Source organism: Aeromonas sp. 19NY04SH05-1 (assembly GCF_040581895.1).
GTDB lineage: Bacteria > Pseudomonadota > Gammaproteobacteria > Enterobacterales > Aeromonadaceae > Aeromonas > Aeromonas enteropelogenes.
This window is the reverse complement of the sequence record NZ_CP095328.1, coordinates 2,266,406-2,292,229: the sequence shown is the minus strand read 5'-3', so window position 1 is coordinate 2,292,229 and position 25,824 is coordinate 2,266,406. Positions and strand designations below refer to the sequence as shown.

27 protein-coding genes are annotated in these 25,824 nt (G+C 54.9%); 13 read left to right on the top strand and 14 right to left on the bottom strand.

Annotated features, from left to right (window positions below; all coding sequences use genetic code 11):
- Positions 1-3 precede the first annotated feature (3 nt).
- From MRK42_RS10545 to MRK42_RS10520, 6 genes are read right to left on the bottom strand one after another with little or no spacing between them, the layout of a single operon-like run.
- Complete coding sequence (locus MRK42_RS10545) at positions 4-1,680, bottom strand: MCP four helix bundle domain-containing protein (protein ID WP_338612378.1); 1,677 nt, start codon at positions 1,678-1,680, stop codon at positions 4-6.
- 25 nt (positions 1,681-1,705) lie between these two features.
- Positions 1,706-3,667, bottom strand: coding sequence for a chemotaxis protein CheA (locus MRK42_RS10540; RefSeq protein WP_354689032.1), 1,962 nt, complete (start codon positions 3,665-3,667; stop codon positions 1,706-1,708).
- 44 nt (positions 3,668-3,711) lie between these two features.
- Entirely contained in the window at positions 3,712-4,926 is a 1,215-nt protein-coding gene (locus MRK42_RS10535) for an IS256 family transposase (RefSeq protein ID WP_042657696.1), read from the bottom strand.
- 51 nt (positions 4,927-4,977) lie between these two features.
- On the bottom strand, positions 4,978-5,211 hold the full coding sequence (locus tag MRK42_RS10530) for an Hpt domain-containing protein (RefSeq protein WP_354689031.1): 234 nt from the start codon (positions 5,209-5,211) through the stop codon (positions 4,978-4,980).
- Positions 5,195-5,515, bottom strand: a complete 321-nt coding sequence (locus tag MRK42_RS10525) for an STAS domain-containing protein (protein WP_042069371.1) — start codon at positions 5,513-5,515, stop codon at positions 5,195-5,197. The genes MRK42_RS10530 and MRK42_RS10525 overlap by 17 nt, the downstream gene beginning before the upstream one ends.
- Positions 5,516-5,528: 13 nt before the next feature.
- On the bottom strand, positions 5,529-5,897 hold the full coding sequence (locus tag MRK42_RS10520; RefSeq protein WP_042026474.1) for a response regulator: 369 nt from the start codon (positions 5,895-5,897) through the stop codon (positions 5,529-5,531).
- Positions 5,898-6,120: 223 nt separating this feature from the next.
- On the opposite strand from MRK42_RS10520, the gene MRK42_RS10515 reads away from it, so the two are divergent.
- The 6 genes from MRK42_RS10515 to rmf all read left to right on the top strand — a co-directional run bounded on the left by MRK42_RS10515 (position 6,121) and on the right by rmf (position 11,365).
- Positions 6,121-6,384, top strand: coding sequence for a type B 50S ribosomal protein L31 (locus MRK42_RS10515; protein ID WP_026457458.1), 264 nt, complete (start codon positions 6,121-6,123; stop codon positions 6,382-6,384).
- 1 nt (position 6,385) lies between these two features.
- Complete coding sequence (gene ykgO, locus MRK42_RS10510; protein WP_005336596.1) at positions 6,386-6,511, top strand: type B 50S ribosomal protein L36; 126 nt, start codon at positions 6,386-6,388, stop codon at positions 6,509-6,511.
- Positions 6,512-6,648: 137 nt separating this feature from the next.
- Positions 6,649-8,817 carry a bifunctional 23S rRNA (guanine(2069)-N(7))-methyltransferase RlmK/23S rRNA (guanine(2445)-N(2))-methyltransferase RlmL gene (gene rlmKL / locus MRK42_RS10505; protein ID WP_338612374.1) on the top strand — a complete coding sequence of 723 codons (2,169 nt, stop codon included), beginning with the start codon at positions 6,649-6,651 and terminating at the stop codon, positions 8,815-8,817.
- Positions 8,817-9,047, top strand: coding sequence for a glutaredoxin family protein (locus MRK42_RS10500; RefSeq protein WP_223377685.1), 231 nt, complete (start codon positions 8,817-8,819; stop codon positions 9,045-9,047). The genes rlmKL and MRK42_RS10500 overlap by 1 nt, the downstream gene beginning before the upstream one ends.
- 72 nt (positions 9,048-9,119) lie before the next feature.
- A complete protein-coding gene (locus MRK42_RS10495; protein WP_338612373.1) occupies positions 9,120-11,027 on the top strand; it encodes an ABC transporter ATP-binding protein in 1,908 nt (635 codons plus the stop codon).
- Positions 11,028-11,188: 161 nt separating this feature from the next.
- Complete coding sequence (gene rmf, locus MRK42_RS10490; RefSeq protein ID WP_082032589.1) at positions 11,189-11,365, top strand: ribosome modulation factor; 177 nt, start codon at positions 11,189-11,191, stop codon at positions 11,363-11,365.
- An 81-nt stretch (positions 11,366-11,446) separates the two neighbouring features.
- Here the strand turns inward: rmf and fabA are convergent, their stop codons facing one another.
- From fabA to MRK42_RS10470, 4 genes are all read right to left on the bottom strand, one after another.
- A complete protein-coding gene (fabA, locus tag MRK42_RS10485) occupies positions 11,447-11,986 on the bottom strand; it encodes a 3-hydroxyacyl-[acyl-carrier-protein] dehydratase FabA (protein WP_197460150.1) in 540 nt (179 codons plus the stop codon).
- Between the two features lie 98 nt (positions 11,987-12,084).
- Positions 12,085-14,061, bottom strand: a complete 1,977-nt coding sequence (locus tag MRK42_RS10480; protein ID WP_061477546.1) for a Lon protease family protein — start codon at positions 14,059-14,061, stop codon at positions 12,085-12,087.
- A 168-nt stretch (positions 14,062-14,229) separates the two neighbouring features.
- Positions 14,230-15,246 (bottom strand): acyltransferase family protein, encoded by a 1,017-nt coding sequence (locus MRK42_RS10475; protein ID WP_338612372.1) that lies wholly within the window; start codon positions 15,244-15,246, stop codon positions 14,230-14,232.
- Between the two features lie 515 nt (positions 15,247-15,761).
- Positions 15,762-16,130 carry a helix-turn-helix domain-containing protein gene (locus tag MRK42_RS10470; protein WP_354689030.1) on the bottom strand — a complete coding sequence of 123 codons (369 nt, stop codon included), beginning with the start codon at positions 16,128-16,130 and terminating at the stop codon, positions 15,762-15,764.
- 124 nt (positions 16,131-16,254) lie between these two features.
- On the opposite strand from MRK42_RS10470, the gene MRK42_RS10465 reads away from it, so the two are divergent.
- The 7 genes from MRK42_RS10465 to MRK42_RS10435 all read left to right on the top strand — a co-directional run bounded on the left by MRK42_RS10465 (position 16,255) and on the right by MRK42_RS10435 (position 21,816).
- On the top strand, positions 16,255-16,506 hold the full coding sequence (locus MRK42_RS10465) for a hypothetical protein (RefSeq protein WP_354689029.1): 252 nt from the start codon (positions 16,255-16,257) through the stop codon (positions 16,504-16,506).
- On the top strand, positions 16,493-18,052 hold the full coding sequence (locus tag MRK42_RS10460; protein ID WP_354689028.1) for a replication initiation factor domain-containing protein: 1,560 nt from the start codon (positions 16,493-16,495) through the stop codon (positions 18,050-18,052). The genes MRK42_RS10465 and MRK42_RS10460 overlap by 14 nt, the downstream gene beginning before the upstream one ends.
- Positions 18,053-18,078: 26 nt before the next feature.
- Complete coding sequence (locus tag MRK42_RS10455; protein ID WP_342009865.1) at positions 18,079-18,399, top strand: hypothetical protein; 321 nt, start codon at positions 18,079-18,081, stop codon at positions 18,397-18,399.
- Between the two features lie 299 nt (positions 18,400-18,698).
- A complete protein-coding gene (locus MRK42_RS10450; RefSeq protein WP_354689027.1) occupies positions 18,699-18,923 on the top strand; it encodes a Flexible pilin in 225 nt (74 codons plus the stop codon).
- A 112-nt stretch (positions 18,924-19,035) separates the two neighbouring features.
- Positions 19,036-20,295, top strand: coding sequence for a hypothetical protein (locus MRK42_RS10445; RefSeq protein WP_354689026.1), 1,260 nt, complete (start codon positions 19,036-19,038; stop codon positions 20,293-20,295).
- Positions 20,296-20,298: 3 nt separating this feature from the next.
- Positions 20,299-20,613, top strand: coding sequence for a DUF2523 family protein (locus MRK42_RS10440; RefSeq protein ID WP_224209627.1), 315 nt, complete (start codon positions 20,299-20,301; stop codon positions 20,611-20,613).
- Entirely contained in the window at positions 20,614-21,816 is a 1,203-nt protein-coding gene (locus MRK42_RS10435) for a zonular occludens toxin domain-containing protein (RefSeq protein ID WP_354689025.1), read from the top strand.
- A 487-nt stretch (positions 21,817-22,303) separates the two neighbouring features.
- Here MRK42_RS10435 and MRK42_RS10430 read toward each other — a convergent pair whose 3' ends face one another.
- The 4 genes from MRK42_RS10430 to MRK42_RS10415 all read right to left on the bottom strand — a co-directional run bounded on the left by MRK42_RS10430 (position 22,304) and on the right by MRK42_RS10415 (position 25,740).
- A complete protein-coding gene (locus MRK42_RS10430; protein WP_354689024.1) occupies positions 22,304-22,654 on the bottom strand; it encodes a DUF3653 domain-containing protein in 351 nt (116 codons plus the stop codon).
- Between the two features lie 137 nt (positions 22,655-22,791).
- Positions 22,792-23,253 carry a DUF2158 domain-containing protein gene (locus tag MRK42_RS10425; protein WP_338612371.1) on the bottom strand — a complete coding sequence of 154 codons (462 nt, stop codon included), beginning with the start codon at positions 23,251-23,253 and terminating at the stop codon, positions 22,792-22,794.
- Between the two features lie 572 nt (positions 23,254-23,825).
- On the bottom strand, positions 23,826-25,073 hold the full coding sequence (locus tag MRK42_RS10420) for a site-specific integrase (RefSeq protein WP_197064484.1): 1,248 nt from the start codon (positions 25,071-25,073) through the stop codon (positions 23,826-23,828).
- Between the two features lie 361 nt (positions 25,074-25,434).
- Positions 25,435-25,740, bottom strand: a complete 306-nt coding sequence (locus MRK42_RS10415) for a YebG family protein (RefSeq protein ID WP_338612370.1) — start codon at positions 25,738-25,740, stop codon at positions 25,435-25,437.
- Between the last annotated feature and the right edge of the window lie 84 nt (positions 25,741-25,824).

Sequence of the window (25,824 nt, the reverse complement as noted above, 5' to 3'; positions counted from 1 at the left end):
CTCCTAGTAGTTGGTGAACTTGCCATCTTCGGGTTCGCGCTCTTGCATCTCTTCATGAAAGTGCGTCAGATCCAGCGGGTTCACTTTGCGGCTCATCCGGCCAGGTGCATGGTAAGTGCCGTGCAAGGGATAGCTTGGCTGACGGTAACCGCTTCGCAAGATAAATTGTTGCATCAATTCTTGCAGTTGCTGGGCCGTTGCACTGAGCTCCTCCGAAGTGGAACTCAGTTCTTCGGCGGAGGCCGCCGACGCCTGCATGCCATCGCTTATCTGGGTGACGGCGATATTGATCTGGGAGACGTTGGCCCGCTGTTCGCGAGAGGCGGAGGCGATCTCCTGCACCAGGGTGGCGGTCTGCTCGATACCGGGCAACATTTCGCGCAGCAGGATCCCCGCCTGCTCGGCCACACCGACCGAACGGCTGGCCAATTCCCCGATCTCCTTGGCCGCGTTTTGCGAGCGCTCGGCCAGCTTGCGCACTTCAGCCGCGACGGTAGCAAATCCCTTGCCGTGCTCACCGGCCCGGGCTGCTTCAATGGCGGCATTGATGGCCAGCAAGTCGGTCTTGTTGGCGATGTCGTTGATCACCGTAATACGCGAGGCAATCTCTTTCATGGCATGCACCATTTCGCCTACCGCCCGGCCGCTTTCGGTAGCGCTGCTGGCCGCCTTGGTGGAGATGTTTTCTGTCACCTTGGCGTTGTCGGCATTCTGGCTCACCGTTGCTGTCATCTCTTCGACGGAGGCACTGGTTTGCTCCACGCTGGAAGCAAGTTCCGATGAGGTCTGGGAAAGGGAGTTTGCCGTGGCGGAGACCTGTTCTGAGGCTGATCCTATGGCTTGTGACATGGCACCCACTTCGCTGAGGGTATCGGAGAGGCGATGGGCCATGCTCTTGATGGCGTAGAGCAGGCTGCTGGTATCATCGGGGCTTAATTTGACCGGGGTTGAGAGATCGCCCTCAGCCACCCTGGCAACAATTTGCACCGTGTAAGAAGGGTCACCGCCGAGCTGGCGCAAGATACTGCGAGTGACCAGCAGTGCCAAGGCCAGACAAACCAGGAGTGCCGTCCCTGAAATCGCGATGAGTAGCTTGAGATTGTCATGATAGCCACTGCGGCTCTCTTCGAGTGAACGGGAGGCAAGCTCTGAATTGATCTCCACCAGTTTGGTCAGCATTGCATCAACGTCATCGAATGCGGGACGACCTTTATCGCTCATCAATCGCAATGCATCCCGCTCTGCCTGTCCATCCGTATTGGAAAGTTGGGCCAGTCGAAGAACATCGGCCGCATACCTTTTGTACGTCGTCCATGTTGCATTGAAGTGGGAGAGCTGTTCGACTTCCTGCGGGTCGAGTTCACTTTTGCGATACTGAACCATGGAATCCTGCATTGTCTGTTCGAATTTGTTTAAGTTGGCCAATACCTCTTCTTTTGATTCGGTATCAATCTCTCCAAAGTAACGATAGAGCGCGCGGTTGTGGTAAATCGCATATCTTCTGGCGTTGGCGAGATCCTTGATGGGCAACAACCGGTCTGCATACATGCCGTCGATCAGGTGCATCATGGTGTTGGTGGTGTTGTAACTGATGGCGCTCAATCCCACCAACAACAACATCAGGGTGGAAAAGGACAGCACCAGTTTTGTTCTGACCTGCAAGTTGTGAAACCAGTCCATGGTATTGACTCCCTAACGTAGATACTCAATGCCTGATGTTTAACAAGGCGTCATTGTGTTGATGAATGGCCTGGTATTCTCTGCGTCTGGCCAATCCGACCAGTTGCGGGACATCCAGAATGAGAGCCGGTTGGCCATTACCCAAAATGGTGGAGCCGCTGACATAACGCAGAGACTTGAACAGCTCGCCCAGCGGTTTGATCACGGCCTGTACTTCCCCGATCAGCCGATCCACCACGATACCGGCGCGGTTGTCCGCATAGTCGACCATCACTACAAATTCGGGCTCGCTTGCCGGTACGAGGCCAAACAGCTCGCGCAGCACGATAAAGGGAACCCACTGTCCGCGGATATTGAGCTGGCGTGCCGGGGTTGCGAGGGCATCCGATGGCAATTCGATGCACTCGACCATCATGTCCAGCGGGATCACCAGTGACGAGTGAGCCACTTCGATACGAAAACCGTCGATGATGGCCAGCGTCAATGGCAGCCTCAGGCGAAACGTGGTGCCTGCCCCTGGCTGGCTTTCGATAGTGATCTCTCCACGCAGGGACTCCAGATTGCGTTTGACCACGTCCAGGCCGACACCACGACCCGAGATATCGCTGATGCCGGATGCCGTCGAAAAACCGGGTTGAAACAGAAACTGGAATATCTCCTGTTCGCTCAATGCGCTGCCTTCCTGAAGCATGCCCAGAGTCTGCGCCTTGGCCAGTATCTTGTTGCGATCGATGCCGCGACCATCGTCACTGACCTCCACGACAACGGCGCCGGCATCGTGAAACGCGTTCAGGGTGATCACCCCCCGGGGCGCTTTGCCGGCACTGAGACGGTTTTCTTCTGCTTCGATGCCATGGTCGGCGGCATTGCGCACCAGATGCATTAGTGGATCGGTCAGCTTCTCCACCATGGATTTATCGATATTGGTCTCCGCATTGTTGATGCGCAGGGCGAGTTCCTTGCCGGTTTGCTGGGAGAGCTCATGCACCAGGCGCGGGAAGCGGTTGAATATTTCATTGATGGGGACCATGCGCAGGGCAAGGGCATCATCCCTGATCCCCTCGACCAGGGTGTTGACGGTGGCTACCGACTCGATCAGCTCGGGCAAACCTGATTGTTTGGCCTCCAGCGTCGTGCTGGAGGTGGCGATCACCAGTTCTCCTACACGGTTGATCAAACGATCCAGCTTGGCGGCTTCAATGCGGATGTAATGCCCTTCACCGCGCAGAGGTTGCGGTTTGGTGGCGGCAGGCGCTTCGGCAAGCGGCTGGTTGTCGCTTGCCGTGGGGGCAAGGGAGGTATCAGGACCGGGCTGCACCGCCATTGGCGGTGTCTGGAGAGGCAGGCCATCCGAGATGGCAATCACCTCTTCATGGGTCAGGGCATCGGCTGCTTCCCAGCGCGCCAGCTGGTTTTCGAGTGGCTCATTGCGCCACTTGGCCAGCCGTTCCCCCTCTTTGGCAAATGCCGCCAGATCCTGATGGGGTGTTAACAGGGCAATGATGCTGGCATGGGCTACGAAATCGAAGGTGCTGCGTATGCGTTCGGGGGACTCGGCACTGCGCAGGCAAATCTCGTAACCCAGGAAACAATCGGTCGGATCGAGCAGCTGCAAGGGGGGCCATTCCTGCCAGACTGGCTCAATGAAGTCGATTTGTCCGAGATTGCCGAGATAGCGGATAAATGCCAGCAGATCGAACCCATCCTGATAGAGAGCCGGGTAGAAGCGCAAGGAGAGATGCCATCTGCGCAAGTCTTGCTCTGCCGCCGCAATCGGGGCGGGCAGAGTAGGTGGTTCGGTAGGCAGGTTCTGATGCCCCTGCAATTGGGAAAGCAGTGCCAGGATTTGCTGGGTTTCGTTCTGTGGCAGCTCGGGATTGTGTTCGGCCCCTTGTAGCAGGTCGCGCAGCTGGTCATTACAAGCAAGTAGCAGGTTGATGAGATGTTCATCCAGCCTGAGCTCGCCGCTGCGCAAACGCGTCAACATGTTCTCCAGAGCCTGTAAATAATTCTGTGTAACTGCCCACTCCATTACAGGTGACCGTTCAGACGATCACCGAACTCGATAATAAAGCGATTCAGGGCAAGCTTCCAATTCTGGATTGGCATGGTCCATTTCTTTGAAGCCTGCTGTATCGCGAGGTACGCCACTTTTAGCGCCGAGTCGTCGGTCGGGAAGAGCTTCCTTTGCTTGGTCGCCTTGCGCAGCACGCTGTTCAGCGACTCGATAGCATTGGTGGTGTAGATCACCTTCCGGATGGCGGGGGGATACTCGAACAGTGTGATCAGATTATCCCAGTTGCCCTGCCAGGAGCGCGTTATCTGCGGGTACTGGCTATCCCAGCGCTCGCCGAAGGCCGCCAGCGCCTGCTGAGCCTCACGTTCCGTCGCAGACTGGTAGATCTGCTTCAGATCCGCCGTCACCGCCTTGTAGTCCTTCCAGGAGACATAGCGCAGCGAGTTGCGCACCATGTGGACGATACACAGTTGCACCTTGGTCTGGGGATACTCCACAGCAATCGCATCAGGGAAGCCCTTGAGACCGTCCACACACGCAATCAGGATGTCTTCCAAGCCGCGATTCTTCAGCTCGGTCAGGACCGACAGCCAGAACTTTGCCCCTTCGGTCTCGGCCAGCCACAGGCCCAGCAGCTCCTTGTGCCCCTCCATATTGATGCCCAGTGCCAGATAGAGCGACTTGTTGATCACCCTCTGGTTCGCGCGGATCTTCAGCACAATGCAGTCCAGATAAACGATGGGATAGAGCGGATCCAGCGGCCGGTTTTGCCATTCGTGGACCTGCTCGATGACACGTTCGGTCACCTTCGATACCAGCCCCGCCGAGATGTCGGCGTCATACATCTCTTTGAATGCGTCAACGATATCCCGCGTGCTCAAGCCCTTGGCGTAGAGGGCGAGGATCTGGTCGTCCATCTGGGTCAGGCGGGACTGGCCCTTGCGGACGAACTGAGGTTCGAAGGACGAGTTACGGTCACGAGGCGCCTGGATAGTGACCTCTCCGTGCTGCCCTTTTAGGCGTTTGGCGGAATAGCCATTGCGATTGTTGCCGGTCCCGCGGCCTTGTGGGGCGTGTTTCTCGTAGCCCAGATGTTCGTCCATCTCGGCATTGAGCGCGGTCTCGACGGTGAGCTTGATCAGCTGTTGGGTGAGGGTGCCGAGATCTTTTTCAGACTTGATGTCTTTGGCCAGCTCAGCGGCCAGTGCTTTGAGTTTGTCTTGGTCCATTTGCTTACCCACGAAGGTATCCTTTTGAAAAAGTTACTTATTCGTGGGCGGTTACACAATTGGATTTACAGGCTCGTTCTCCATGGCATGGGTGAAGCGAACCAGCATGGTCATCCCCAGCATGCCCGCCGATCCCTTTATGGTATGGGCGGCGCGAAACATCAGGTTGTAGGTATCCGCATTATCCGGATAGGTTTGTCGATCGAGCAGGGCATGTTCAAGGTTATCGCACTGCTCATAGGCCTCTTCAAAAAACAGGGCTCGCGCCTTATTGATGTCCATCATCGGTCTCCGCAATGTTCAGCAAGGGCAGAAAGCCCAGCTGTTTCAAGACCAATAGCGCCAGACTCTCTTCTGCCAGTCTTATCTGCAGTTGTTTGCCTTGCTGGTGGGCCTCCTGTTGCAGCAATCCGATGAGCTGGGCACCGCATCCATCCAGTTCCTCCAGTTGACTCAAATCCAGTATGGAAGAGGTAAAATTGAGCATGCTGAACAAGTCGTCTTGCAGATCCTCCAACGTCATGATGGTGAGTTCACCAGTCAGGGTGGCCAGCGGAGGGGTGTGCAGGATATCAAGTTCGAAGCTCATGCCTTCTTCCCTTTCATGGTTGCACCACCTTGTAGATGTGATCGAGCAACGCCAGTGGTTCAAATGGCTTGGTCAACCAGATCCTGGCGCCAGCCTCGAATCCTTCTTGGCGTATTTGCGGCGAGTTTTCCGTTGTCAGCATGATGAAGGGGAGGTAGCGAGTTGCCTCTTGTGCCTTGACCTGTCGGAGCAGAGTCATGCCATCCATGCCAGGCATGTTGAGATCCGAAATGATGAGGTGCACACGCTGCTGCTCAAGGCGAGTCATCGCCTCGTGACCATCATCGGCCTCAAGCACAGAAAATCCGGCGTTTTCCAGTGTCATGGTGATGGTTGCCCTGATGCTTGCTGAGTCATCCACCACGAGGACGGTTTTGGTCATAGGCATATCTGCTCTTTCATGATGAAGGTATTGATTTGCGACTTAATAATTGTTGTTCAATAACCCTGAGCCGGTGATTTTTTAATGTGATAGCACCAGTGTTTTTAGTTGTATTCGGTTTGTTGTCGCCATGCCTGGTGAATGGATGATGTGTTTCGCGTTCCTGTTGAAATGAGATTAAGTCTCACTTATGATTTGTTATAACGTAACAAAAGGAGCGGTAATGAAACCTCACATCCATCCCCCATATCGTCAGGTACTGTTTCACGACACAGCGGCTGATGCCTTCTTTCTGGTAGGTTCGACCATCAAGAGCGACCGTCGCTACGTCTGGAAAGATGGCAAGGAGTACCCTTATGTCGCGCTCGATGTCTCCAGCCAGTCCCACTCTTTCTACACCGGCAAGCAGAAGCAGGTCTCGGCAGAGGGCAGCGTCGCCAGGTTCAACAAGCGCTTTGGCGCTTTCGCCGGCAAGAAGGAGTCCTGACATGCAGGTCGTTTGTTCATTGAAATCTGCGCGAGCGCGTCATCCCGATTGCCAGCTGGTCCGTCGGCGGGGCAAGTTGTTCGTCATTTGCAAAAGCAATCCTCGCTTCAAGGCTCGCATGAAGTGATGCCCTCATAACCTTGGGCCCCTGATCCCATTTCGAGTGGACAGGGGTCTTCTCGGTTTTCAAATGGCCATTTTCCCGTCTGCCATCCTGCTGTTTTTCCCGACTTTTACATGCTCCAGGCCGCTCTATGAGGTATAATGCGGCACTATTTTTATGGGTTTCCCGTGAGCGTGATGAAAGAATTTTTTGCAACCTGCCCCAAGGGGCTGGAAAACCTGTTGGCCGACGAGCTGACTACTCTGGGCGCTGAGCAGGTCCGTGAGACCGTGGCCGGCGTCCATTTCAAAGGCGAACTGGCGATTGGCTACAAGGCCTGCCTTTGGAGCCGTTTTGCCTCCCGCATCGTGCTGGTGCTCTCCGAATTCCAGATGAACGACGATCTGGATCTCTATCTGGGTGCCCACACCATTCCCTGGGAAGAGCACTTCTCCGGCACCGCCACCATCGCGGTGGATTTCACCGGTACCAATGCTTCCATTCGTAATACCCAGTACGGCGCGCTGAAGATCAAGGACGCCATCGTCGATCGCTTTACCAAGCGCGGCCATGTGCGCCCGGACGTGGACAAGAAATCCCCCGACATTCGCATCATGGCGCATCTGGGCAAGGGCAAGGCCAATATCACGCTGGACTTGTCGGGCCCTGCGCTGCACCAGCGCTTCTATCGTCAGGGGACTGGTGAAGCGCCGCTCAAAGAGAATCTGGCCGCCGCCATGATTGCCCGTAGCGGTTGGGCCGGCGAGCCCATGATGGACCCCATGTGCGGCTCCGGTACCCTGCTCATTGAAGCGGCCTTTATCGCCGCCGACATGGCGCCGGCCCTGCGCCGGGAGCGCTTCGGTTTCGATCGCTGGCTGCAGCATGACAGCGAACTGTGGCAGAGCCTGATGATGGAAGCCCAGGTGCGAGCCAAGCGTGGCATGCAGCGCTGCGAGACCAAGCTGTTTGGTTGCGATGCCGACTCCCGCGTGCTGCTCAAAGCTCGTGACAATGCCAAGGGCGCCGGTGTGGCACATCTCATTACCTTCAAACAGGCTGATGTCACTGCCCTTGAAAATCCGTTGCCCATGGCCGCGGAAGGGGAGACCCGTCAGGTCGGCATGCTGATCTCCAACCCGCCCTATGGTGAGCGTCTTGGTGAGTTCCCGGCGTTGCTGGAAGTGCATCAGGCCCTTGGCGATGCCCTGCGTCGCAGCTTCCAGGGGTGGAAAGTCTCGATCCTTTCTGCATCCCCCGAGCTCTTGAGCTGTCTGCGCCTGCGCGCCGACAAGCAGTATCGTCTGTTCAACGGGGCGCTCGAGTGTCAGCTGCGCAACTACCAGATCGCGCTGGACTCCGTGGCCTCCCAAAAAGAGGTGGCGCAGGACTTTGCCAACCGTCTGCGCAAGAATCTGAAGGCCCTTGAGAAGTGGGCGAAGAAAGAGAACCTCGACTGTTACCGTCTGTATGACGCGGACCTGCCGGAGTACAACGCCGCCATCGACCGCTATCAGGACTATCTGGTGGTGCAGGAGTACGCGGCGCCCAAGGACATCCCCGCCCAGAAGACCCGTCAGCGTCTGCTCGACATGGTTCAGGCCGCCATCAAGGTGACCGGCATGGACGGCGAGAAGGTGATCCTGAAGGTGCGCGAGCGTCAGGAGGGCAAGCAGCAGTACCAGAAACTCAGTGAAGAGCAGCACCGGATGGAAGTGCAGGAGTACGGTGCACGCCTCTGGGTCAACCTCTACGACTATCTGGATACTGGTCTGTTCCTCGATCACCGTCAGACCCGCCGCATGCTGGGTCAGATGGCCAAAGGAAAGCGCTTCCTGAACCTCTTTGCCTACACCGGCAGTGCCACCGTGCATGCGGGCTTGGGCGGCGCCAGCGAAACCACCACGGTGGATATGTCGCGCACCTACCTGAACTGGGCGCAGGACAACATGCGCCTCAACTCGCTGGTGGGTCGCGAACACAAGTTCGTGCAGGCGGACTGCCTGAAGTGGCTCTCCGAGGCGGACGAGCAGTACGACCTCATCTTTATCGATCCGCCCACCTTCTCCAACTCCAAGCGGATGGACGAGAGCTTCGACGTGCAGCGCGATCACCTGTTGCTGATGCAGCACCTCAAGCGTCTGCTGGCTGCTGGTGGCACCCTGGTCTTCTCCAACAACAAGCGCCACTTCAAGATGGATCTGGCCGGTCTCGAGGCCATCGGTCTCAAGGCCCAGAACATCACCGGCAAGACCCGGCCGAAGGATTTCGAGCGCAACCAGCATATCCACAACTGCTGGATCATCACTCATGCCGAGGCGCAAGGTTGATGCTGACCCTGTTTCACACCGACGGCTGCCACCTGTGCGAACAGGCCTGGGCGCTGGTGGAGCAGGCGGGTATCGCCGCCCAGACCCGCCAGTGCGACATCATGGATGATGCAACCTGGCTCGATGCCTATCGGGTGCGCATTCCGGTCCTGCGCGATGAGACTGGCCGCGAGTTGGGTTGGCCCTTCACCCTGGTGGAGTTGCAGGGCTGGCTCGCGCGTCAGGGGTGAGTTTGATGTGACGATAAAACGGGGGCAGGCTCAGTCTGCCGCCCGTTTTTTCATATGAAATAAGGAACGAACATGGCTCTTTTGACATTGCACGGCGGCTGTCTGTCGTTCAGTGATTTTCCATTGCTCGACAAGGCCGAGCTGACCATAGAGCGGGGCGAGCGCCTCTGTCTGGTGGGCCGCAACGGGGCGGGCAAATCCACCCTGATGAAGGTCATTGCCAGCGAACTGCCGCTCGATGACGGCCGTCTGGTGTTGCAGCAAGACTTGAAAGTGACCCGTCTCGAGCAGGATCCGCCCGCCTCCAGCGAACTGACCGTTTTCGATTATGCCGCCGAAGGGCTGGCCGGGGTGGGGGAGCTGCTCAAGCAGTATCACCATGTCTCCATGGCGCTGGCGAGCGATCCCTCCGATACCAACATCCGCAAGATGAGCCAGCTGCAGGAGCAGCTCGACTATCAGAATGGCTGGCAGTTCGAGACCCGCATCAACCAGGTGCTGACCCTGCTTGGGCTCAATCCCGACGTGACCCTCGACAGCCTCTCCGGCGGTTGGCTGCGCAAGGTAGCACTGGCTCGCGCGCTGGCCTGCGATCCGGATCTGCTGCTCTTGGACGAGCCGACCAACCACCTGGACATCGAAGCCATCAACTGGCTGGAAGAGTTTCTGAAAGATTTCCGTGGCGCCATCGTCTTTATCTCCCACGACCGTGAGTTCATTCACAAGCTGGCGACCCGGATCATCGATCTCGATCGTGGCGTGATCACCTCCTGGCCCGGCAACTACGACGAGTACCTGCAGGGCAAGGAGGAGTGGCTGCGGGTCGAAGAGCTGAAAAATGCCGAATTCGACCGCAAGCTGGCCCAGGAAGAGGTGTGGGTGCGCCAGGGGATCAAGGCGCGCCGGACCCGCAACGAAGGCCGCGTGCGCGCCCTCAAGGCGATGCGCATGGAGCGGACCCAGCGCCGTGAGTTGCAGGGCAAGGCCAAGCTGCAACTGGACGAGGCGGGACGTTCCGGCAAGCTGGTGTTCGAAGCCGAAGGGCTGGGTCTCGATTTTGGGGAGCGCACCCTGTTCCAGGGGCTGGATCTGCAGGTGCTGCGTGGCGACAAGATTGCCCTGGTTGGCCCCAACGGCTGCGGCAAGTCCACACTGATCAAGCTGCTGCTCGGCCAGATCGAAGCCACGCGCGGTTCGGTACGCCAAGGCACCAACCTGGAAGTAGCCTATTTTGATCAGTACCGCGAGCAGCTCGATCCCGAGAAGACGGTGGTGGACAACGTGGGGGAGGGTAAGCAGGAGGTGATGGTGCGCGGCCGCTCTCGCCATATTCTGGGTTACCTGCAGGACTTCCTGTTTGAGCCCAAACGGGCCCGCACGCCGGTCAAAGCGCTCTCCGGTGGTGAGAAGAACCGGCTGCTGCTGGCCAAGCTGTTCCTCAAGCCCAGCAACCTGCTAATCCTCGATGAACCGACCAACGATCTCGACGTGGAGACCCTGGAGTTACTCGAAGAGCTGCTGGCGGACTACCCCGGCACCCTGCTGCTGGTGAGTCACGACCGTCGCTTTATCGACAACACAGTCACCGGCTGTTGGCTGTTTGAAGGGGATGGCCGCATCAGCGACTATGTCGGAGGCTATGCCGATATGATGGCCACCCGGGCCCAGCAACAGGCGGCACAACAGGCCAAAAGCGCCCCGAGCAAGGCCCCCGAGCCCGTGGCGGTGAGTGAAACGCCGAAGAAGAGCAAGAAGCTATCCTACAAACTGCAGCTGGAGCTGGATGGTTTGCCTGCCCGTCTCGAGCAGCTGGAAGCGGAGCTGGAGGCCCTGCAAGGGGAGATTAACCAGCCCGGATTCTTCTCCCTGCCTAGCGATCAAACCCAGCCGAAACTGGATGCTCTGAATGCAGCCGAGGTGGCGCTGGAAGAGGCGTTTGCCCGTTGGGAAGAGCTGGAAGGACTCAAAAATCAGGAGTAAGTTCCCTGTAATTAAAACTTAATCCAGTTCAGTGTCTTGTGTCACACAGGCCGGTTAGTCTGGCAGTTTTTGTTTGACCGGCCCTGTTCACTGGGGTAAAGATGAAAGCGACCGATGGAAAATTGGTCGCTTTTTTTGTTCCACGAAGAGGGTCGTAGATGATGAAGAGACAGAAACGGGACCGTCTGGAGAGAGCTCGTGCTCGTGGTTATCAGGCTGGCGTTGTCGGCAAACAGAAAGAAGCGTGTCCGTATCAATGCCTGGATGCCCGCGGGCACTGGCTTGGAGGTTGGCGTGAAGCCATGGAAGGGCGGGGCTCAGGCCTCTTCATGAAGTAACCGGTACTTCATCACTCATGACAAAAGGAAAGGGGCCATCGAGGCCCCTTTGCGTTGCTGTTTATCATCTGTTTTTGCAGATCAGAATGCGGTGGTGTCCTTGAACAGGCCCACTTTCAGATCGGTCGCGCTGTAGATCGGGCGACCATCCACCTCGACCACGCCATCGGCGATACCCATCACCAGCTTGCGGTTGATCACGCGCTTGAAGGTGATCTTGTAGGTCACTTTCTTGGCGGTCGGCAGGATCTGGCCGGTGAACTTCACTTCACCCACACCCAGCGCACGGCCCTTGCCCGGGCCGCCTTTCCAGCCGAGGAAGAAGCCGACCAACTGCCACATGGCATCCAGGCCCAGGCAGCCAGGCATCACGGGATCCCCCGGGAAGTGGCAGTCGAAGAACCAGAGATCCGGCGTAATGTCGAGCTCTGCCAGGATCTCGCCCTTGCCATGCTCACCGCCGTGGTCGTTGATCTTGACGATGCGATCCATCATCAACATGTTGGGGGCGGGCAGCTGACTGTTACCCTCACCAAATAATTCGCCACGGCTGCAAGCGAGCAGCTCTTCACGAGTAAAAGACTCTTTGCCCTGTTCGCACAGGGAAAGGCGGGCTTCCATGGTGGTATTGTCTGGGGTCACGCTGTATATCCTTCAAGTGGGTCAAAGCGGGGCCAATTTAGCGTACAGTTGTGCGCTAAACAACTCCGATCACTTCGTTACCTGTCCAGCAGCCGTGCCAGCAGGGCGCGCAGCCCAGTGGGCTTGACGCTGGTGCCATTCAATTCATCCAGCCGCTCCTGAATGCGGCCAAACAGGGTATCCGGCATATCCGGCTCGCCGGCCACACAGCCTGTCAGCAGCTCAATGGCCTCCTCCACATGATCCACCGGATGGATATGGAACTGGCCTGCTTCCACCGCGGCGATCACCTCATCGGAGAGGTTCAGCTGCTGGGTATTGGTGCCCGGCAGAATGATCCCCTGTTTGCCGGTGAGACCGTGGATCTGGCACACCCGGAAGAAACCTTCGATCTTCTCGTTGACGCCCCCCACCGCCTGCACATTGCCAAACTGATCGACGGCGCCGGTCACCGCGAAGTGCTGGTAGATGGGCTGGCGGGCGAGGGCAGAGAGCAGGGCGCACAGACCGGTGAGAGAGGCGCTGTCGCCGTCAATCTCGTGATAGGACTGCTCGAACACCAGATTGGCCGACAGCGGCGAGGGGTTCTCGGCACCAAATTTGTTGGAGAGATAACCGTGGATGATCATCATCGCCTTGGCATGGATATGGCCGGCCAGTTCAGCCTTGCGTTCGATGTCTGCCACATCGCCATCCCCCAGATGCACTGTGGCGGTGAGGCGCACCGGTTCACCGAAATCATACGGGTGGCCCGAGACCTGGATGACGGAGAGGCCGTTGATCTGGCCTATCTCTTCGCCATCGGTTTGCAACAGGATCTGGCCATCGATAACCCCTTGATCTGATTGTTCAACCAGGTAGTTGAGGCGGTAATCCTGTTCCTCCAGCGCGCCGCGAATATGGGCATCGGTGACTACTTCCGACTCCAGCTCCCGAGCCAGGCTGTCCGACATGCGCATGATGGCGGAGAGCTGTATCTCGGACAGGGAGAGCCACTCCTGATGATCGCACAGGCGGCTGGCATGACGGCAAATGGCGGCGAGGGCGGCCGGAGTGAAATCCAGCAAGTTCCAGCGCTGGCGCAGCCAGGCCAGATATTGCAAGAATTCGGGCAGTTGTTCCTCTATGTTGACCTCGGAAACTAGATCGGCGCGCAGGAAGATACGCTCCGACATGTCCCGGTCCAGCATCTGGAATTCCGCCACATCGAGGCGATCCCCCACCAGGATCAGCTTGAGCTTGAGTGGGGTTGCCTCAGGGGTGAAGAAGGGGGTCAGGGTTTTGCCTTCCTGATAGGCAATCCAGTCCAGCTCGCCTTTTTGCATGGCATTTTTCAGCTTGAACCAGAGGTGAGGCTGATCGAGTAACTCGTCCAGCTGCAGGATGAGATAACCACCGTTGGCCTGGCGCAGCAGACCCGGCTCCAGCAGATGCTGGTTGGCATAGACGGAGCCCTGCTCGGTCTGGTAGTTGATGGAGCCGAACAGGGTATCCCAGTTGAGATCCCGCCCGTAAATGATCGGCGCCTGCTGATCTTCATGATGGATCAGCAGATTGATCAGTACAGGGTGCTGGAACTCCAGCCCCAGGGCGACGTGGGCGGCGAGATCGGTCAGGAAGTCATCAATCTTGGGATCGTTGTTCTGCTTGCGCATGATGCGGGTCACCAGACGCTCGGCGTCCAGATGGTGGCTCATCAACTTGAGCAGTTCACCCACCATCTCACAGAATTCGATGCCGGTTCCCGGTTGCAGCCGCAGCCAGATGGGCTTGAACGGGTTGTTAAGGTTTTCGGTATAGCAGAGGTCGAACAGGTCGCCATCCTTGCCGTTGGAATCGGCAATCAGCGTCTGGCAGACCCCTTCATAATCGGCACCGGGAAAGCCGTTGAGCAGCATAACCGGACAATCACCATCGAAACTGGCCAACCGTTTGACCGCCGAAATGGCTCTGGGTTGCAGAGCCGCAAAGGGGATGGGTTCAAGCTCACTGAGCATGGAAAACTGTTCAATTGCAAAAGCGGGTTTTAGTTGTTCTGATGTTAATTCAGCCACTTAAGACATCCGGTCGAAAAATAGGATCAATTGTTGCCATTATACACAGTTCAACTAGTGGTGACAGGAAACAAGGAGCCTGTTTATAGGCTCCTTGTTTCCTGCTGCATTAGGGTATGCAATTGATTTTTAGGCGCAAAATTCAGATCTTGGCACCGTGCTCGAAGGCTATGGCAACAGCCAGCGGGTGCTGCGATGACGTGATACCATCCAGCTTGTCAACAAGGAGGCCGCACCGCTTAGGGTGACCCATAGCGGGATCGCCCATACAGGGTTGCCTTCTTGCAGCATGGTGTAGTTTTTTAGCGGCCACAGGAAGATAGGGTGTAGCAGATAGATACCCAGACTGTGTTGACTGATGACATTCACGCCTTGCTGCCAAGACAAGGGCAATCTGGTGGCCCAGGTTCGTGCCAGGACAAATATCATACTGGCGATCACCACGACATTGAGGGTCTTGTAGGAAAACCATAGCCCCACGCTGTACTCGCCCTGAACAAGACTTAATGCGACCACTTCACTGACAGTGAGATAGAGAGCCCCCAATCCGGACAGTGTCAAAAGCAGCAGGCTCCATCCGTTGCTCGGCCACTTGTGGTACAACAGATAACCCAGTGGCAAATACCCGGAAAACAGCCACAAATCGTTGCTCCATAGCCCATCAACACCAAGCAGGAACAGGGTCGTTGTGATGAGCCACGGCACAACCAACCAGTAGAGGAGGGGATCACCCCAGCGCTTGACGCCCCATTGCAGAAACGGGATCACCAGATAAAGCGGGATGAAATAATAGAAAAATCCGAGATGGTAATAAGTTGCCTCTTGCGGGCTGGCGAGCAGGGTTTGCCAGGCCGTGCCGCCCTCAAAGCCACTGGTGCTCCATCCCGATAACCATGCATAGAACAGCGACCATACGACAAACGGGATAACTACTTTCCCCAGTCGACGCCGCACATAGTAGCGAAGATCAAACGGGCGCCGATCGCTTAGCATCAGCGCGCCGCTAATCAGAATAAATATGGGCACGGCCCAACGGCTCGCGCCGTTGATGGCAACTGCGGTCACCCATTGATTAAACGGTATCGTGCCGAGCGAGTCGCAATAGGTGGCGACTACATGGATGGCGATCACCGCAACAGCGGCCATCACTCGCAATAAACTGAAGAAAAAGACACGCTGCTGCATTTCTGTTCCTGTTTATGGGGGATGTGATATGGGTGAAGGCCAAATGTCATCATCCTGTGCCCATTGGCCGCATGATTGGACTGACTTGGCGTGTAATAAGAGCAAGAAGAGAAAATGGAGGGCTCGACGGAGTAGAGATCGTCGAAATGGTGCACGCCTGAATCGGCCATCACAGCGTGCAGGGGAACATAAAGTCGGGTTCTGGGATGACGGGTGACAAGCCACAGTTGCAGAAGAGCCAGCAGGAATGGACTTGCACCGGTTACCCATAGTCATCCCGTTTGCGGTAGAAAATACACAGCAACAAGCAAAAGCTTGTAGTTACCGTAACACCCATTTTCTCGTCAGTTCGAAAACGGTACACCTGGGCAAGCGTCAATGAAATGCATCCAGCCATGCGGCGCGTCATGGGTTTACGCAGTAATCAGGCTAGGTGTGTCACTCGATACGAACGAGACTGGCTAAGCAAACAAGCTGTAGGGTGTTGATTCTATAAGGATGCCTAGAGCTTATCTCTATATTTGATTTAACATAATATACATTATGCGCGGTAAGAACTTCCCGTGGTCTGGGGTCAGCAGCACAGCCATGGCAAGGGCTACAGCCGTGCTAGATGCTTTTGTGTACTTGGCCAGGATGTCGTACCAGGCACGTTTCAGCTCTGGATTTGTCTCTCTGACGGCTGCAAGGTTTAATAGTACTTCTTTCACGTCCAGGCCGATTTCCTCGGCAATCTTTTTTGCAGTCTCATCAGTGAGTTGCGCTTTACCTTTGGTAAGACGTGAGACGTGAGATTGTGTAAAGCCGAGTTCTACGGCTACTTCCTGAAACTGGGTGAACTTTTTGGCTCTCATGTACGCCTGAATCAGTGCTTTTGAGTCCATTTTCTTTAACTCCTCAGTTTATCAATGGCCGTATCATAACCATTTTTCGATCAAAAAGGCCCGTTGAAACTTACTTGGGAAATTGATCAAATGTCACTTGCCGACTAACTCAAGTGATTAACCCATGACCCACTTTAGCCCACAAAACCTTGATTCGCCTGCTCTTATCGAGCGCAAGGTCTATTGGCAGGCTGAGCCGACAGGCGATCTCTCTGCCTGTGTGGCGGGTCAGGTTGAGATGTTCCGCGACCTGCACGAGATGCGGGTCTATCTGTCGATGACCTATCCCGATACCGTTTTTGAGCTGGTCGAAGTCACCGAGGATACCTGGCAAGGGTTTTATGATCAGGGGGTCTTTTTCGATGACTGGTCATGAATCCGTAATGCCGATAAATAGCGTTATCGGCATCAACGCGGCCCAGGCTAAGGCCGAACCCAAAACCCTGATCGACTATCTCTCCTTTACCTGGGCACCGACTGAGTTGATCCAGATGAAGGAGCTTGCCAAGCAAGGTGCGCTCTTGAAGGCGATCCCGCGCTTCGATACCAAGGTGAAGGCCCTGCAAGCGGCCATTTCTGAACCCCCTGTCGAGGGGCTGCGTTATCTTTGGAAGCGTCCGGTTGGCTTCGCTCCCCTCGCCCGTTTTGACAAGGTGACAGAACGCCTGTGCAACAAGGCCAAGCGGCTGGGGGTCTCCCCTGCCCCGACCGTTGAATATGACAAGGCCACCGAGCGGTTAAGCCTCCAGGGGGTGCCTAAGTCCCCTGCCCCTGTCGTTACGCTGTCCATGACCGAAATGATGGAGCGTGCTTTGCATTCCGGTTACAAGGCCCGTGCCGACATTCGTAAGGAGCTCAAGGCGGTCTGTGCCGACCTGCTGAAGTTCTCCGAGTTCGAGGTGGTCGAGGGTGCCAAGTATTGGGAAGCGTACAACGACTTGATCGACTGCTATGGCGTCCAGTTCCTGGATGCCCTCTGTTGCAACGAGATCGAGCTGTGGCTAGAGGAACTCAACACCAGGATTGGCGTCCCCATCCCCGAGCCGCGCTTTACTATGCGCCCTCGCCGCTCCGGTCTGCACGGTTACGCCAACTCGGCCGATCTGCTGTGTGATGGCCTCCCCTGTGGCCTGATTGGTTGGGGGGCGGCTAACCATGGCTGCATGGTCAGTTTCTCCGGCGTGGGTTGTGCCGCCCTGGATATGCCGGCTTTGCACTCTGTTATCTCTCACATTCCCTCGGTGCGTATCACTCGGGTGGATCTCGCCCTGGATGATTACAGCGGTGAGCACATCAATTACCAGGGAGCCATTGCTGGCGCCGAAGCGGGAGCGTTTCACCCGCAGCGGGGCCGCGCTCCCTCCTGGATGAAGATTGAATCGGGTGAGTTCGTGATCGCCGAGGTGTGCAAAGGGATTGCCAAGCGCTTTGGCATGGTGCCGACCAAGGGTTGCTCTTTCTACGTGGGCAGCCGGATAAATGGCAAGTGCGCTCGGGTATATGAGAAAGGCAAACAAATGCAGTCGGCAGAATATCCGCATTGGGTACGCGCCGAAGGCGAGTTACACAATAAGGACAGGGAGATACCGCTCGATGTGCTGATTAATCCAGACCCTTATTTTGCGGGGATGTATCCGCAATTTTCCAAATGGCTGGATGCGGTCAAGCAATCGGATGTAACTCCGGTGCGAGTGACCACCTTTAAAAACAAGTTCAAAACCTCCAGGGACAATGCCGTATTTAATATGTCTCGGATGGCGGGCCGCCTTGTCAATTGGTTAGCAAACATTGAGGGGCTAGCCCCTGAGAAGATTGTTAACCAATTAACAGCGCACCTGGAGCCGTTGGATATTCCGGCGCGGTTAAGAATGCCGCTTCCACCTGAGATTTTATCGGGTGAGCATCATTTAATTTCGACCTGATAATGGTTCTTCAAAGGATAAATACTATGTCTCTGCTGACTTCTATTCTGGTTACTCGCGTAACTCATGGCTTTGGTGTTTCCCGCAAGTCCGGCTCCCCTGTGCCTTATGACTTTGCCCAGGTGGAATATTTGGCCCCTGCCAATAACGTTAATAAACCCGAGTGCAATATCACCTCCTGGGGCTATGAAGTCCGTCAGCTAGCATTGCGTAACGATGCGGCCACCATTAAGGAGGTGGCCGATTGTCCGAAATTGGTCGCTATAGATCTTATCCTGGAAGCGGATCCCCAGAATCCGACCCGAAACGTGGTGGTTGGTTATCAAGCCACTAAAAAGCCGGTATAACCGCCGCGCAACGAGGAGGAGGAGCGAGAGCGCGCAGCGAGCGACGACGAGGGCGCGATAATGCTTTGTTTAAATATCACCTCCGAAGGATATGCCCGATTATCTGAGGGGGATTCTTGTCAATACGTGCTCCTGACAGTCCAGGAGCACGCCAAATTAACGGATATATCCAATTGGTTTCAATTTGATGTGTCCACCGTATCAATGGCCTTCGGGTTTGGTTTGACCATGTGGGTCGTTGGTTTGAAGCTCGGTGCAATCGCCCGGGTAATTGTAGGTGCAAAACGAGGATAAATATAATGGCTAAAATGTCAGGCATGTTTCGCAATGGTTGCATTGCGCTGGTAGGCTCCATCTCTGCGGCTGCGGCCAATGCTGAGGGAGCTGCTTCCACTGCTGCTGCTGCCCAGGCGGCACTGGATGCGGCTCAATCGGATGTGACTGCAACCTCTCCGAAGGTGTTGATGGTAGTGGCTTCCGTGGTAGCTGTCGGCATCATGATCGGCCTTATCCGCAAAGCTTAAACCATGTCCTTACTTATAGGGACACTCTGGTTTTTGTTCTTTGTCGAAGGGTTTAGATCATCCTTCTCTATTTAAGGCGGCTCCGGTCGCCTTTTTTACATTAGGTGGCATCGTGCGCTTTATTTTCTTATTTATTTTGGCATTGCCATTTAAATTATATGCTTCGTGCCCTACAGGTGTTCAGGTTTCTAACGTTCCTATTTCTACCGCGTTGCCTTATTGCGTTAAATTTGAAAATTCCTCTAAGGGTGGGTGTTTTGTAGATTGCACGGGAGTTTGTATAGAGTTTGCCTCTGGTAGCAAGGGGCCTATTCAAACCACTGGCGTAGAGTGCTCTATTGGTGGCGGCGGTAGTGAGGATGGTAGCGGCGGCAATGGTGGCATTGGTGGTACTCCTGGCACTATTCAGACCTTCCATAGTGGCCCAACTTATGTAGGCAAAGATAATACCGCTGACATTTCCAATTTATTTAATAATTTTGGCCTTACTATCCAAAGTGCCGGTTATTATCAGGCCCGCGCTATTTCTGGCGGGTTTATTAGTTATGTCGGCAATATGAAGGAAGATGTTGCGGCGTTAAAGGACTTTGCCGCTCAAAGTTTATCATTGGAGCAGAACTCGGATATTAACAATAGGATGCAGATGCAATCCCTTAGTCATATAGAGCAGATGTTGCAGGATAAACTTTTTAATCCTGGTGATTCCGGTGGTTCTGGTGGCTCGGATAACTCTGATAAATATGAAAGCTGGATGCTTTCATATATGGGGGATAATGTTGTACCGGATATAAAGGGTATTTCGAGTAATACCAACGGGATTAGGCGTGACACTGCGGCCATTAAGAGCATGACACAGGCGGTGGCGGATAGTAATCGACAATTGAGTACAACGGTATCCACTTCCCTTTCCGGTATTTCTGGACAGCTTGAGGGCATTCGCTCCGCCATTGCAAATGGCGGCACTGGTTCAGGCTCTGGTGGTGGTTCCGAGCCTGGTACGGGTGGTGATGGCATTGACTATTCAAAAATGCCTGGCTCTGAAAATAATCCCATGTCAGTTACTGGGTCTGCTTATAAGTCGTCATGCAATGGCGACAATTGTTATTTTGACGTACCAGGCATGGAGAAGAAATTAGAGGAAACCCGTAAAGCGTTATCAGATAAATATGATGATATTGCCAGGGAAACCAAGGAGGTGTTTTCGTTCAACCTGTCGGGAGCTGCCGACCCGTTGAAGTGTTTGGACTTATTCAGTTACCAGGGAAAGAGCTTTGAAGTATGTCCGCCCTCCCAGGACTACTGGCAGACATTGGCGGCCATGATGATGTTTATTTTCTACTTCATCGCGCTCATGGTTATTTTTAAGAGGTGAGTTATGGAATGGTTGGGTGATTTCTTCTCGGGATTCTTCAACGATATTTATAACCTGGCGGTGCAGTTTAGCGCCTGGTTGGCAGTGCGGTTGGCTGTCCAGTGGGTTGAGTTCAAGATATTCATGTTGACGTTTACCTGGGACGTGGCCAGGGAAATATTACTGAATATCAAATTTAGCGAAATGCTTTCCCTGGCATTTGATCAGTTACCAGGGAGTGTACGGGGGATGCTGTTATATCTGCACTTTGACAAGGGGCTGGCGATATTGTCCCAGGCGTTTGTCACCCGCTTTATGCTCAACATCATGGGGTGGTAAATGTCCATCAAGATCCATCACGGTGCCCCTGGCTCCTACAAGTCATCGGGGGCTATTCATACCGATGTACTGCCCGCCATCAAGGCTGGCCGTCACATCATCACCAACGTGCGCGGGTTCACTGCCGAACGGTGCAAGGAGGTGCTGGGCAAGGCAGTGCCTGACGAGTTCCAGGTGACTTATATCGAGACCGAATCCCAGGAGGGCCGCGACCGTCTCGCCCGCTTCTATCATTGGGCTCCCAAAGGGGTTTTCTTCCTGGTCGATGAGGTACAGCGGATATTTCCGCCAGCCTGGCGGCAAAGTGATTTGGATCGCCTGGATTATCCAGGCGGGCCGGATGTGGCCAAAGCAGATGGGCGGCCGGAAACCATCGACGTGGCATTTGATATGCACCGCCATCATAACTGGGACTTTGTATTTACAACCCCGAACATTAAAAAGGTGCACGGCGTTATTCGGGCGGCCTCCGAAACTGCGATTCGTCACACCAATATGAAAATTCTGGGCTTTGGCAGGCGTTATAAAACGGTGCTGCACCTGGCAGATAATAGCGGGTCGTCCGTGTCCGATGTATTGCAAGCCAAGCCATTTAACAAGGTGCCTGATTATGTTTTCAAACTTTATGACTCAACTACAACCGGTCAAGTCACGGATACAATCGCGGGTAGCTCGATATTCCGAGATCCTAAAATTCTTTTTATTCTGGCGTTGTGGGGGCTTTGTGTATTCTTCGGTTTCATTAAGCCGGAATATATTGATAAGCCTGCTAAGGCCCCTGCGCCCTCTCCTGCCGCTGTTTCGACTCCTGGGGCGGTGGGTGCTGCGCCCTCTGCTGGGGTACGTCTTGGCAGCGCTCCTGTTGCGTCTCCTGGCGGGGTTCTTTCTGTAGGGCCTTTCGCTGGCCATCGCCTGATTATCAGTTGCCATATCCTGATCAAGGATGACCGTGGAGAGTATCGGGTCGAATATTGTTTTGGCCTTCGCAAGGGTGATGACGTGCAGCCTGTATCAAGCGATGACTGGCCGGATCAATTGGCCAGGGTTGAGCCCATCAGTGCCTGTCATGCGGTGGTTAAGTACCAGGGCGAGCCTGTTGATGTGTATTGTGACCCCGAGGGGGACGCTTTGCGGCGTAAATACAATGCGGCGCTCTACCCTGCCAACCGTGGCAAGGATGCACCAGAAGATGACCGGACATAAAAAAGTGTAATAGCGTCACTGCGTTCTTTATGTTAAATAGCCAGGCTTGATGCTGTAAAGAACAGGGGCGGTAGCCCCTACAAGCCGCCACTTGATGCCTATTTGGCCCTCGAAAGTCTCGCGGCGGAACATGCCCATCTATACCAGGGGCCTGATCACCCCCTTCCCTGCTAAACCCGTCTTTAATGCCCCAGTCAGAGTGCCCAGCCGAAGGCTGTAGGGCACGGCTGGTGTCTGTCTACGCCTCCTGTCGAAGACAAGCCCATGTGGCGGTCTTGCGCTGTCTTTGGCTTCTGGCGGCGGGGATGCTTCCGGCTCCCCTCCCCCCGTGTAGTAATACGGGGGGAATTCCACTGGGTGCCACCCTTGGGCACAATGCCGCCGAATCTCTATCGGCGCTTGCGCCGATCATCCCTTTGCCTCCTGCTACTCGGTTCTGCATAACTTCCACATAGCAAAAAAGGGGGCTTGCGCCCCCCTCCCCTGTCTAATTGATCCCCAGCTTCTTCCTCCAGTAGAACGTCTCTTTCTGTTTCTCCGAGCGTTCAGCCTGGATGATGGCCAGGGCCTCTATCCTTCGCCTGTCGAATCTTACTCCTGTAGGAGAAATCAGGCAGTCGTTCGCCATCCGCCATCCTTCCCAGGCTTTGAAAATCGTGGGCAGCTCCCTACCCGATGCCATGCGCATTAGCCGCTTACAGACAGGAGGGATCTCTTTGCCTTTATCCCAATTTGTGACCTGCCTCACAGAAACAAAACAAAGATTGGCCGTCTCTTCAATCGATAAACCGCACTCAAACCAACGAAAAATGAAGTTTTTGGTCAACTCTCGTTCCATCCAACTAAATACCTGATAAACCAGCAAAATTGCGTGGGATGGCTTATCGGCGGGTTTCGGATGGGCATTTAACTTAACGCGACATTATGCGCAATCTGGCTTATAGATAGAACGAAGGGGCCGGAGGCCCCTGATGCTCAACTCTTCCATGAATCACGAGCCTTTTCCCAAGGAACCCACGCAAGATGGGCTCTCTCTTCACTAAAATCACCTGCTTTAGCAAGGGGTGCCGGATGAAACTCGGCATACAAAGAAGTCAATTGACGTTGTAAAGGATCAAGCCAAATACAACCAACAGAAGGCTCTCTTCCGCAAGAATCGTCAATAGTTGTAACCGTCATCAATGGGCCGCCACTTTGCAACTGAACTATCTCACCAAATGCAAAATATTCGCGCTGTTGAGTGTCCGGTTCACTGCCAACTCGGCTAAGCGAATGCACTGCAAACTGTTCTATCTGAACGCGTTCTGAAGCAGGACAAAACCATACACATGTGGCTAGTTGTCTTTCCTGATCAACACCATCAATGGTCATATCAAAGCTACCACTACGCAATACAACCAGTTGACCTGGGGCAATCAAATCGATTCGTTCGCTCATTGGTAAATGATCCTTTAGACAGGGCTAACCACACTGGCTAGCTAAAAAGATCGTACCAAACACAGAATCCAATAGATACGTGTTGACATGGATTTATTTAATGATGTCAACATGTTAGCTGCTGTCATCGATGCCGATAAATGGGGTTATCGGCATTATTTGAGAAATTCAATTGGCCGAATTTATCCGTTTCTTCGATATGAGCATGCCCTTTAATCAGGCGATAGCGAAATGTTAACCGACCAATTTGTTTAACAACCCGAGACGCCTCTTCCAACCCAACTTCAATGAGCTTCTAGCCTGTTCCTGGTGTGAGGTGTTATGGCAATAACAATAGATCCCCCTCCCCCTGATCCGGCATCGTGAAGCCACGATATTTGGCAAGACGGGAAGTGGGCGATAAGAAGGGAAGATGTTGACGTCTGCGGGAAACAAATCACATAGCCATCCCTGGCCAAGGCCCCATGCATGGGGTCCCTCCCCTGCCCCTGTCAATCAACCTAACGTCATAAAAGAAGCTGAGAGTTGAGTGTGGTGAATATATTGTTTTCTGATTTGTTATCTCTCACTTTTTAGCCAAGTCGATCCAGTGGCTTTTTCTGGGCACTCTCATGTCGCTCGCTATTGCTGATATGCAGATATTTCGAGGTGGTATCTATGCTGTCGTGGCCGGCATCGGCCTGGACGTGAGAGAGCGGTCGGCCGTTGAGATTGATATCGTGAGTGATGCCGGTGTGGCGGATGGCATGGGGCGACAGTTGGCGCATCTCGGCCGCATCCTGAGCAAAGCCATCCTGCTCGGCATGATCGGCTCCCTTGGCGATCACCATCATGATGAGATCCCGCAATTGACGGATCCCCAGATTGGCGTTGAGTTGCCCCTGTTCGCGACCATGACCTGCCGCCTTGTGCCGGATAAAGAGCGGTGTCTGTTCGTCCGGCGCCGGCAACGGCGTCAAGCCCAGAAAACGGCGGTAGCGGCCAAGAGCCTCTAGCAGCGCCTGCGACACGGCCACGGTTCGCCGTTTGCCACCCTTGCTCTGGGGAATGTAATAGCCCCAGACGCCGGTTTTGCGATCCCGGCGAAATTGCCCCATGACGGGGGTAAAGCCCGGTCTGGCGGCCACTTCCGAGATCCGCAGATAACAGGCGTACATCAGTATGGTAAGAAATCGGCTGCGTTCGTGCTGCTCGGGATTGTCGCTGGCCAGCCACTCGGCGGCCTGCATGACATAGGACCATTGCAGCTCGCTGAAAGATTGCACCTGATCATCCGGTTCCTTCTCCACCGGGTGTTTCATCCGCTGCAACAACAGCACCGGGTTTCTGTCCATGTACTCTTCCTGGATAAGGTACTGGAAAAAGGCTGACAGGATGGCGAGCTTGGTCTTCATCGCCTGCTCGCTCAGCCGATATGGTAGGGCCCGCCCGAGATCCTTTTTGCCGAGAAAAGGTCGCCAATGGGGATTAGGCAGACGCTCCCCCCACTCTTTGTCCAGCACGAACTGCGCCACATTGCGATAGGCAATCAGCTCCTGTGGTGGGGACTGGCAGTAGTCCAGATAGCGCATCATGATGCGGCGAGTCAGATCTTTGGGGCTGATGGCGGCCTCGCGAAAGCACCAGTGGAAAAAGGTGGTCAGCTCGCTGCGGTAGGTCTTGTAGTTGTTTTCGTTATGGCGCTGTTCCAGCAGCCAGTCGACCGCCAGTTCGTAGACCAGCCCGGCGTCGGGGACATCGTTCAGACTGAGGTTGGCTAGATAGAGATTGACCTGGGTATTGCCGGCTTCCAGGTAGGCCAGACCGTCAAAGAGCGGCATGGCGGGGGGCAAAGAACAAGTTGGATGAGTCATGGTGTAGCTTGTAATGGTGATGCTATGGCTTGGCAAGAGTGCGTTGATTCAAAGGCAAGTTCAGGGTGTGGATACAAGGCCCGCTCGGTTGCCAGCTAATCAGGCTCCCTGACCTGCGGGGCGCGACTATCGATAAGTCGATGCTGTTAGACCCGGCATCAAGCCGATACGGCGCTGGCGACAGCACTCTGAATACGGCTCTGGTTTATGCAATTAATATGCGGCGTTGTTAAAAAAATCTCGGGGTAAATATCGACTGAAATGACTGAAAATGCTGATTTTGTGAATGCGGTAGATATTTACCCCAAGCGCGGCGTACCAGGGGGCCTCAGGCCACCTGCTTGAGCGGCTTCTCTTTGCATTTGGTCGGCGCCTGTTCATCTTCCTTGTTGCTCGTCGTTTGCAGCTTGCCGCCACGCAGCAGGGTTTGCAGTCGATCACGCTGTTCGGCCAGGTAGAATGCCAGGCTCTCTTGCTGCTGCGGGGCCAGCTCGATGGGGGCCTCTTCCAGCAGCAGCATGAGCTCGTCCGCCGTATCCAGCAGTTTGTCATAGGCATCAGCCTCTTTCTTGCTGGCAAAGGTCATCTTCTCCACTCCCCCACGAACCACGACATATTTGATTTCGACAGCCATGATGGCCTCCTCTTGGTGTTGGTCAGTAGAGTATATGTATGGATATACAGTATTGCAAACAGGGGAAGGGAAAAGTGCGATGGA

Bases quoted from the DNA above. Each gene is read 5' to 3' on its own strand.
- MRK42_RS10460 (WP_354689028.1), top strand. From the start codon at position 16,493: ATGACTGGTCATGAATCCGTAATGCCGATAAATAGCGTTATCGGCATC.
- rlmKL (WP_338612374.1), top strand. From the start codon at position 6,649: ATGCGGCACTATTTTTATGGGTTTCCCGTGAGCGTGATGAAAGAATTT.
- MRK42_RS10420 (WP_197064484.1), bottom strand. From the start codon at position 25,073: ATGCCGCTCTTTGACGGTCTGGCCTACCTGGAAGCCGGCAATACCCAG.
- MRK42_RS10525 (WP_042069371.1), bottom strand. From the start codon at position 5,515: ATGAGCTTCGAACTTGATATCCTGCACACCCCTCCGCTGGCCACCCTG.
- ykgO (WP_005336596.1), top strand. From the start codon at position 6,386: ATGCAGGTCGTTTGTTCATTGAAATCTGCGCGAGCGCGTCATCCCGAT.
- MRK42_RS10545 (WP_338612378.1), bottom strand. From the start codon at position 1,680: ATGGACTGGTTTCACAACTTGCAGGTCAGAACAAAACTGGTGCTGTCC.
- MRK42_RS10535 (WP_042657696.1), bottom strand. From the start codon at position 4,926: ATGGACCAAGACAAACTCAAAGCACTGGCCGCTGAGCTGGCCAAAGAC.
- MRK42_RS10425 (WP_338612371.1), bottom strand. From the start codon at position 23,253: ATGAGCGAACGAATCGATTTGATTGCCCCAGGTCAACTGGTTGTATTG.
- MRK42_RS10520 (WP_042026474.1), bottom strand. From the start codon at position 5,897: ATGACCAAAACCGTCCTCGTGGTGGATGACTCAGCAAGCATCAGGGCA.
- MRK42_RS10540 (WP_354689032.1), bottom strand. From the start codon at position 3,667: ATGTTGACGCGTTTGCGCAGCGGCGAGCTCAGGCTGGATGAACATCTC.
- MRK42_RS10450 (WP_354689027.1), top strand. From the start codon at position 18,699: ATGGCTAAAATGTCAGGCATGTTTCGCAATGGTTGCATTGCGCTGGTA.
- MRK42_RS10435 (WP_354689025.1), top strand. From the start codon at position 20,614: ATGTCCATCAAGATCCATCACGGTGCCCCTGGCTCCTACAAGTCATCG.
- MRK42_RS10430 (WP_354689024.1), bottom strand. From the start codon at position 22,654: ATGGAACGAGAGTTGACCAAAAACTTCATTTTTCGTTGGTTTGAGTGC.
- MRK42_RS10455 (WP_342009865.1), top strand. From the start codon at position 18,079: ATGTCTCTGCTGACTTCTATTCTGGTTACTCGCGTAACTCATGGCTTT.
- MRK42_RS10440 (WP_224209627.1), top strand. From the start codon at position 20,299: ATGGAATGGTTGGGTGATTTCTTCTCGGGATTCTTCAACGATATTTAT.
- MRK42_RS10530 (WP_354689031.1), bottom strand. From the start codon at position 5,211: ATGATGGACATCAATAAGGCGCGAGCCCTGTTTTTTGAAGAGGCCTAT.
- MRK42_RS10470 (WP_354689030.1), bottom strand. From the start codon at position 16,130: ATGGACTCAAAAGCACTGATTCAGGCGTACATGAGAGCCAAAAAGTTC.
- MRK42_RS10415 (WP_338612370.1), bottom strand. From the start codon at position 25,740: ATGGCTGTCGAAATCAAATATGTCGTGGTTCGTGGGGGAGTGGAGAAG.
- MRK42_RS10465 (WP_354689029.1), top strand. From the start codon at position 16,255: ATGACCCACTTTAGCCCACAAAACCTTGATTCGCCTGCTCTTATCGAG.
- MRK42_RS10475 (WP_338612372.1), bottom strand. From the start codon at position 15,246: ATGCAGCAGCGTGTCTTTTTCTTCAGTTTATTGCGAGTGATGGCCGCT.
- MRK42_RS10515 (WP_026457458.1), top strand. From the start codon at position 6,121: ATGAAACCTCACATCCATCCCCCATATCGTCAGGTACTGTTTCACGAC.
- rmf (WP_082032589.1), top strand. From the start codon at position 11,189: ATGAAGAGACAGAAACGGGACCGTCTGGAGAGAGCTCGTGCTCGTGGT.
- MRK42_RS10500 (WP_223377685.1), top strand. From the start codon at position 8,817: ATGCTGACCCTGTTTCACACCGACGGCTGCCACCTGTGCGAACAGGCC.
- fabA (WP_197460150.1), bottom strand. From the start codon at position 11,986: ATGGAAGCCCGCCTTTCCCTGTGCGAACAGGGCAAAGAGTCTTTTACT.
- MRK42_RS10495 (WP_338612373.1), top strand. From the start codon at position 9,120: ATGGCTCTTTTGACATTGCACGGCGGCTGTCTGTCGTTCAGTGATTTT.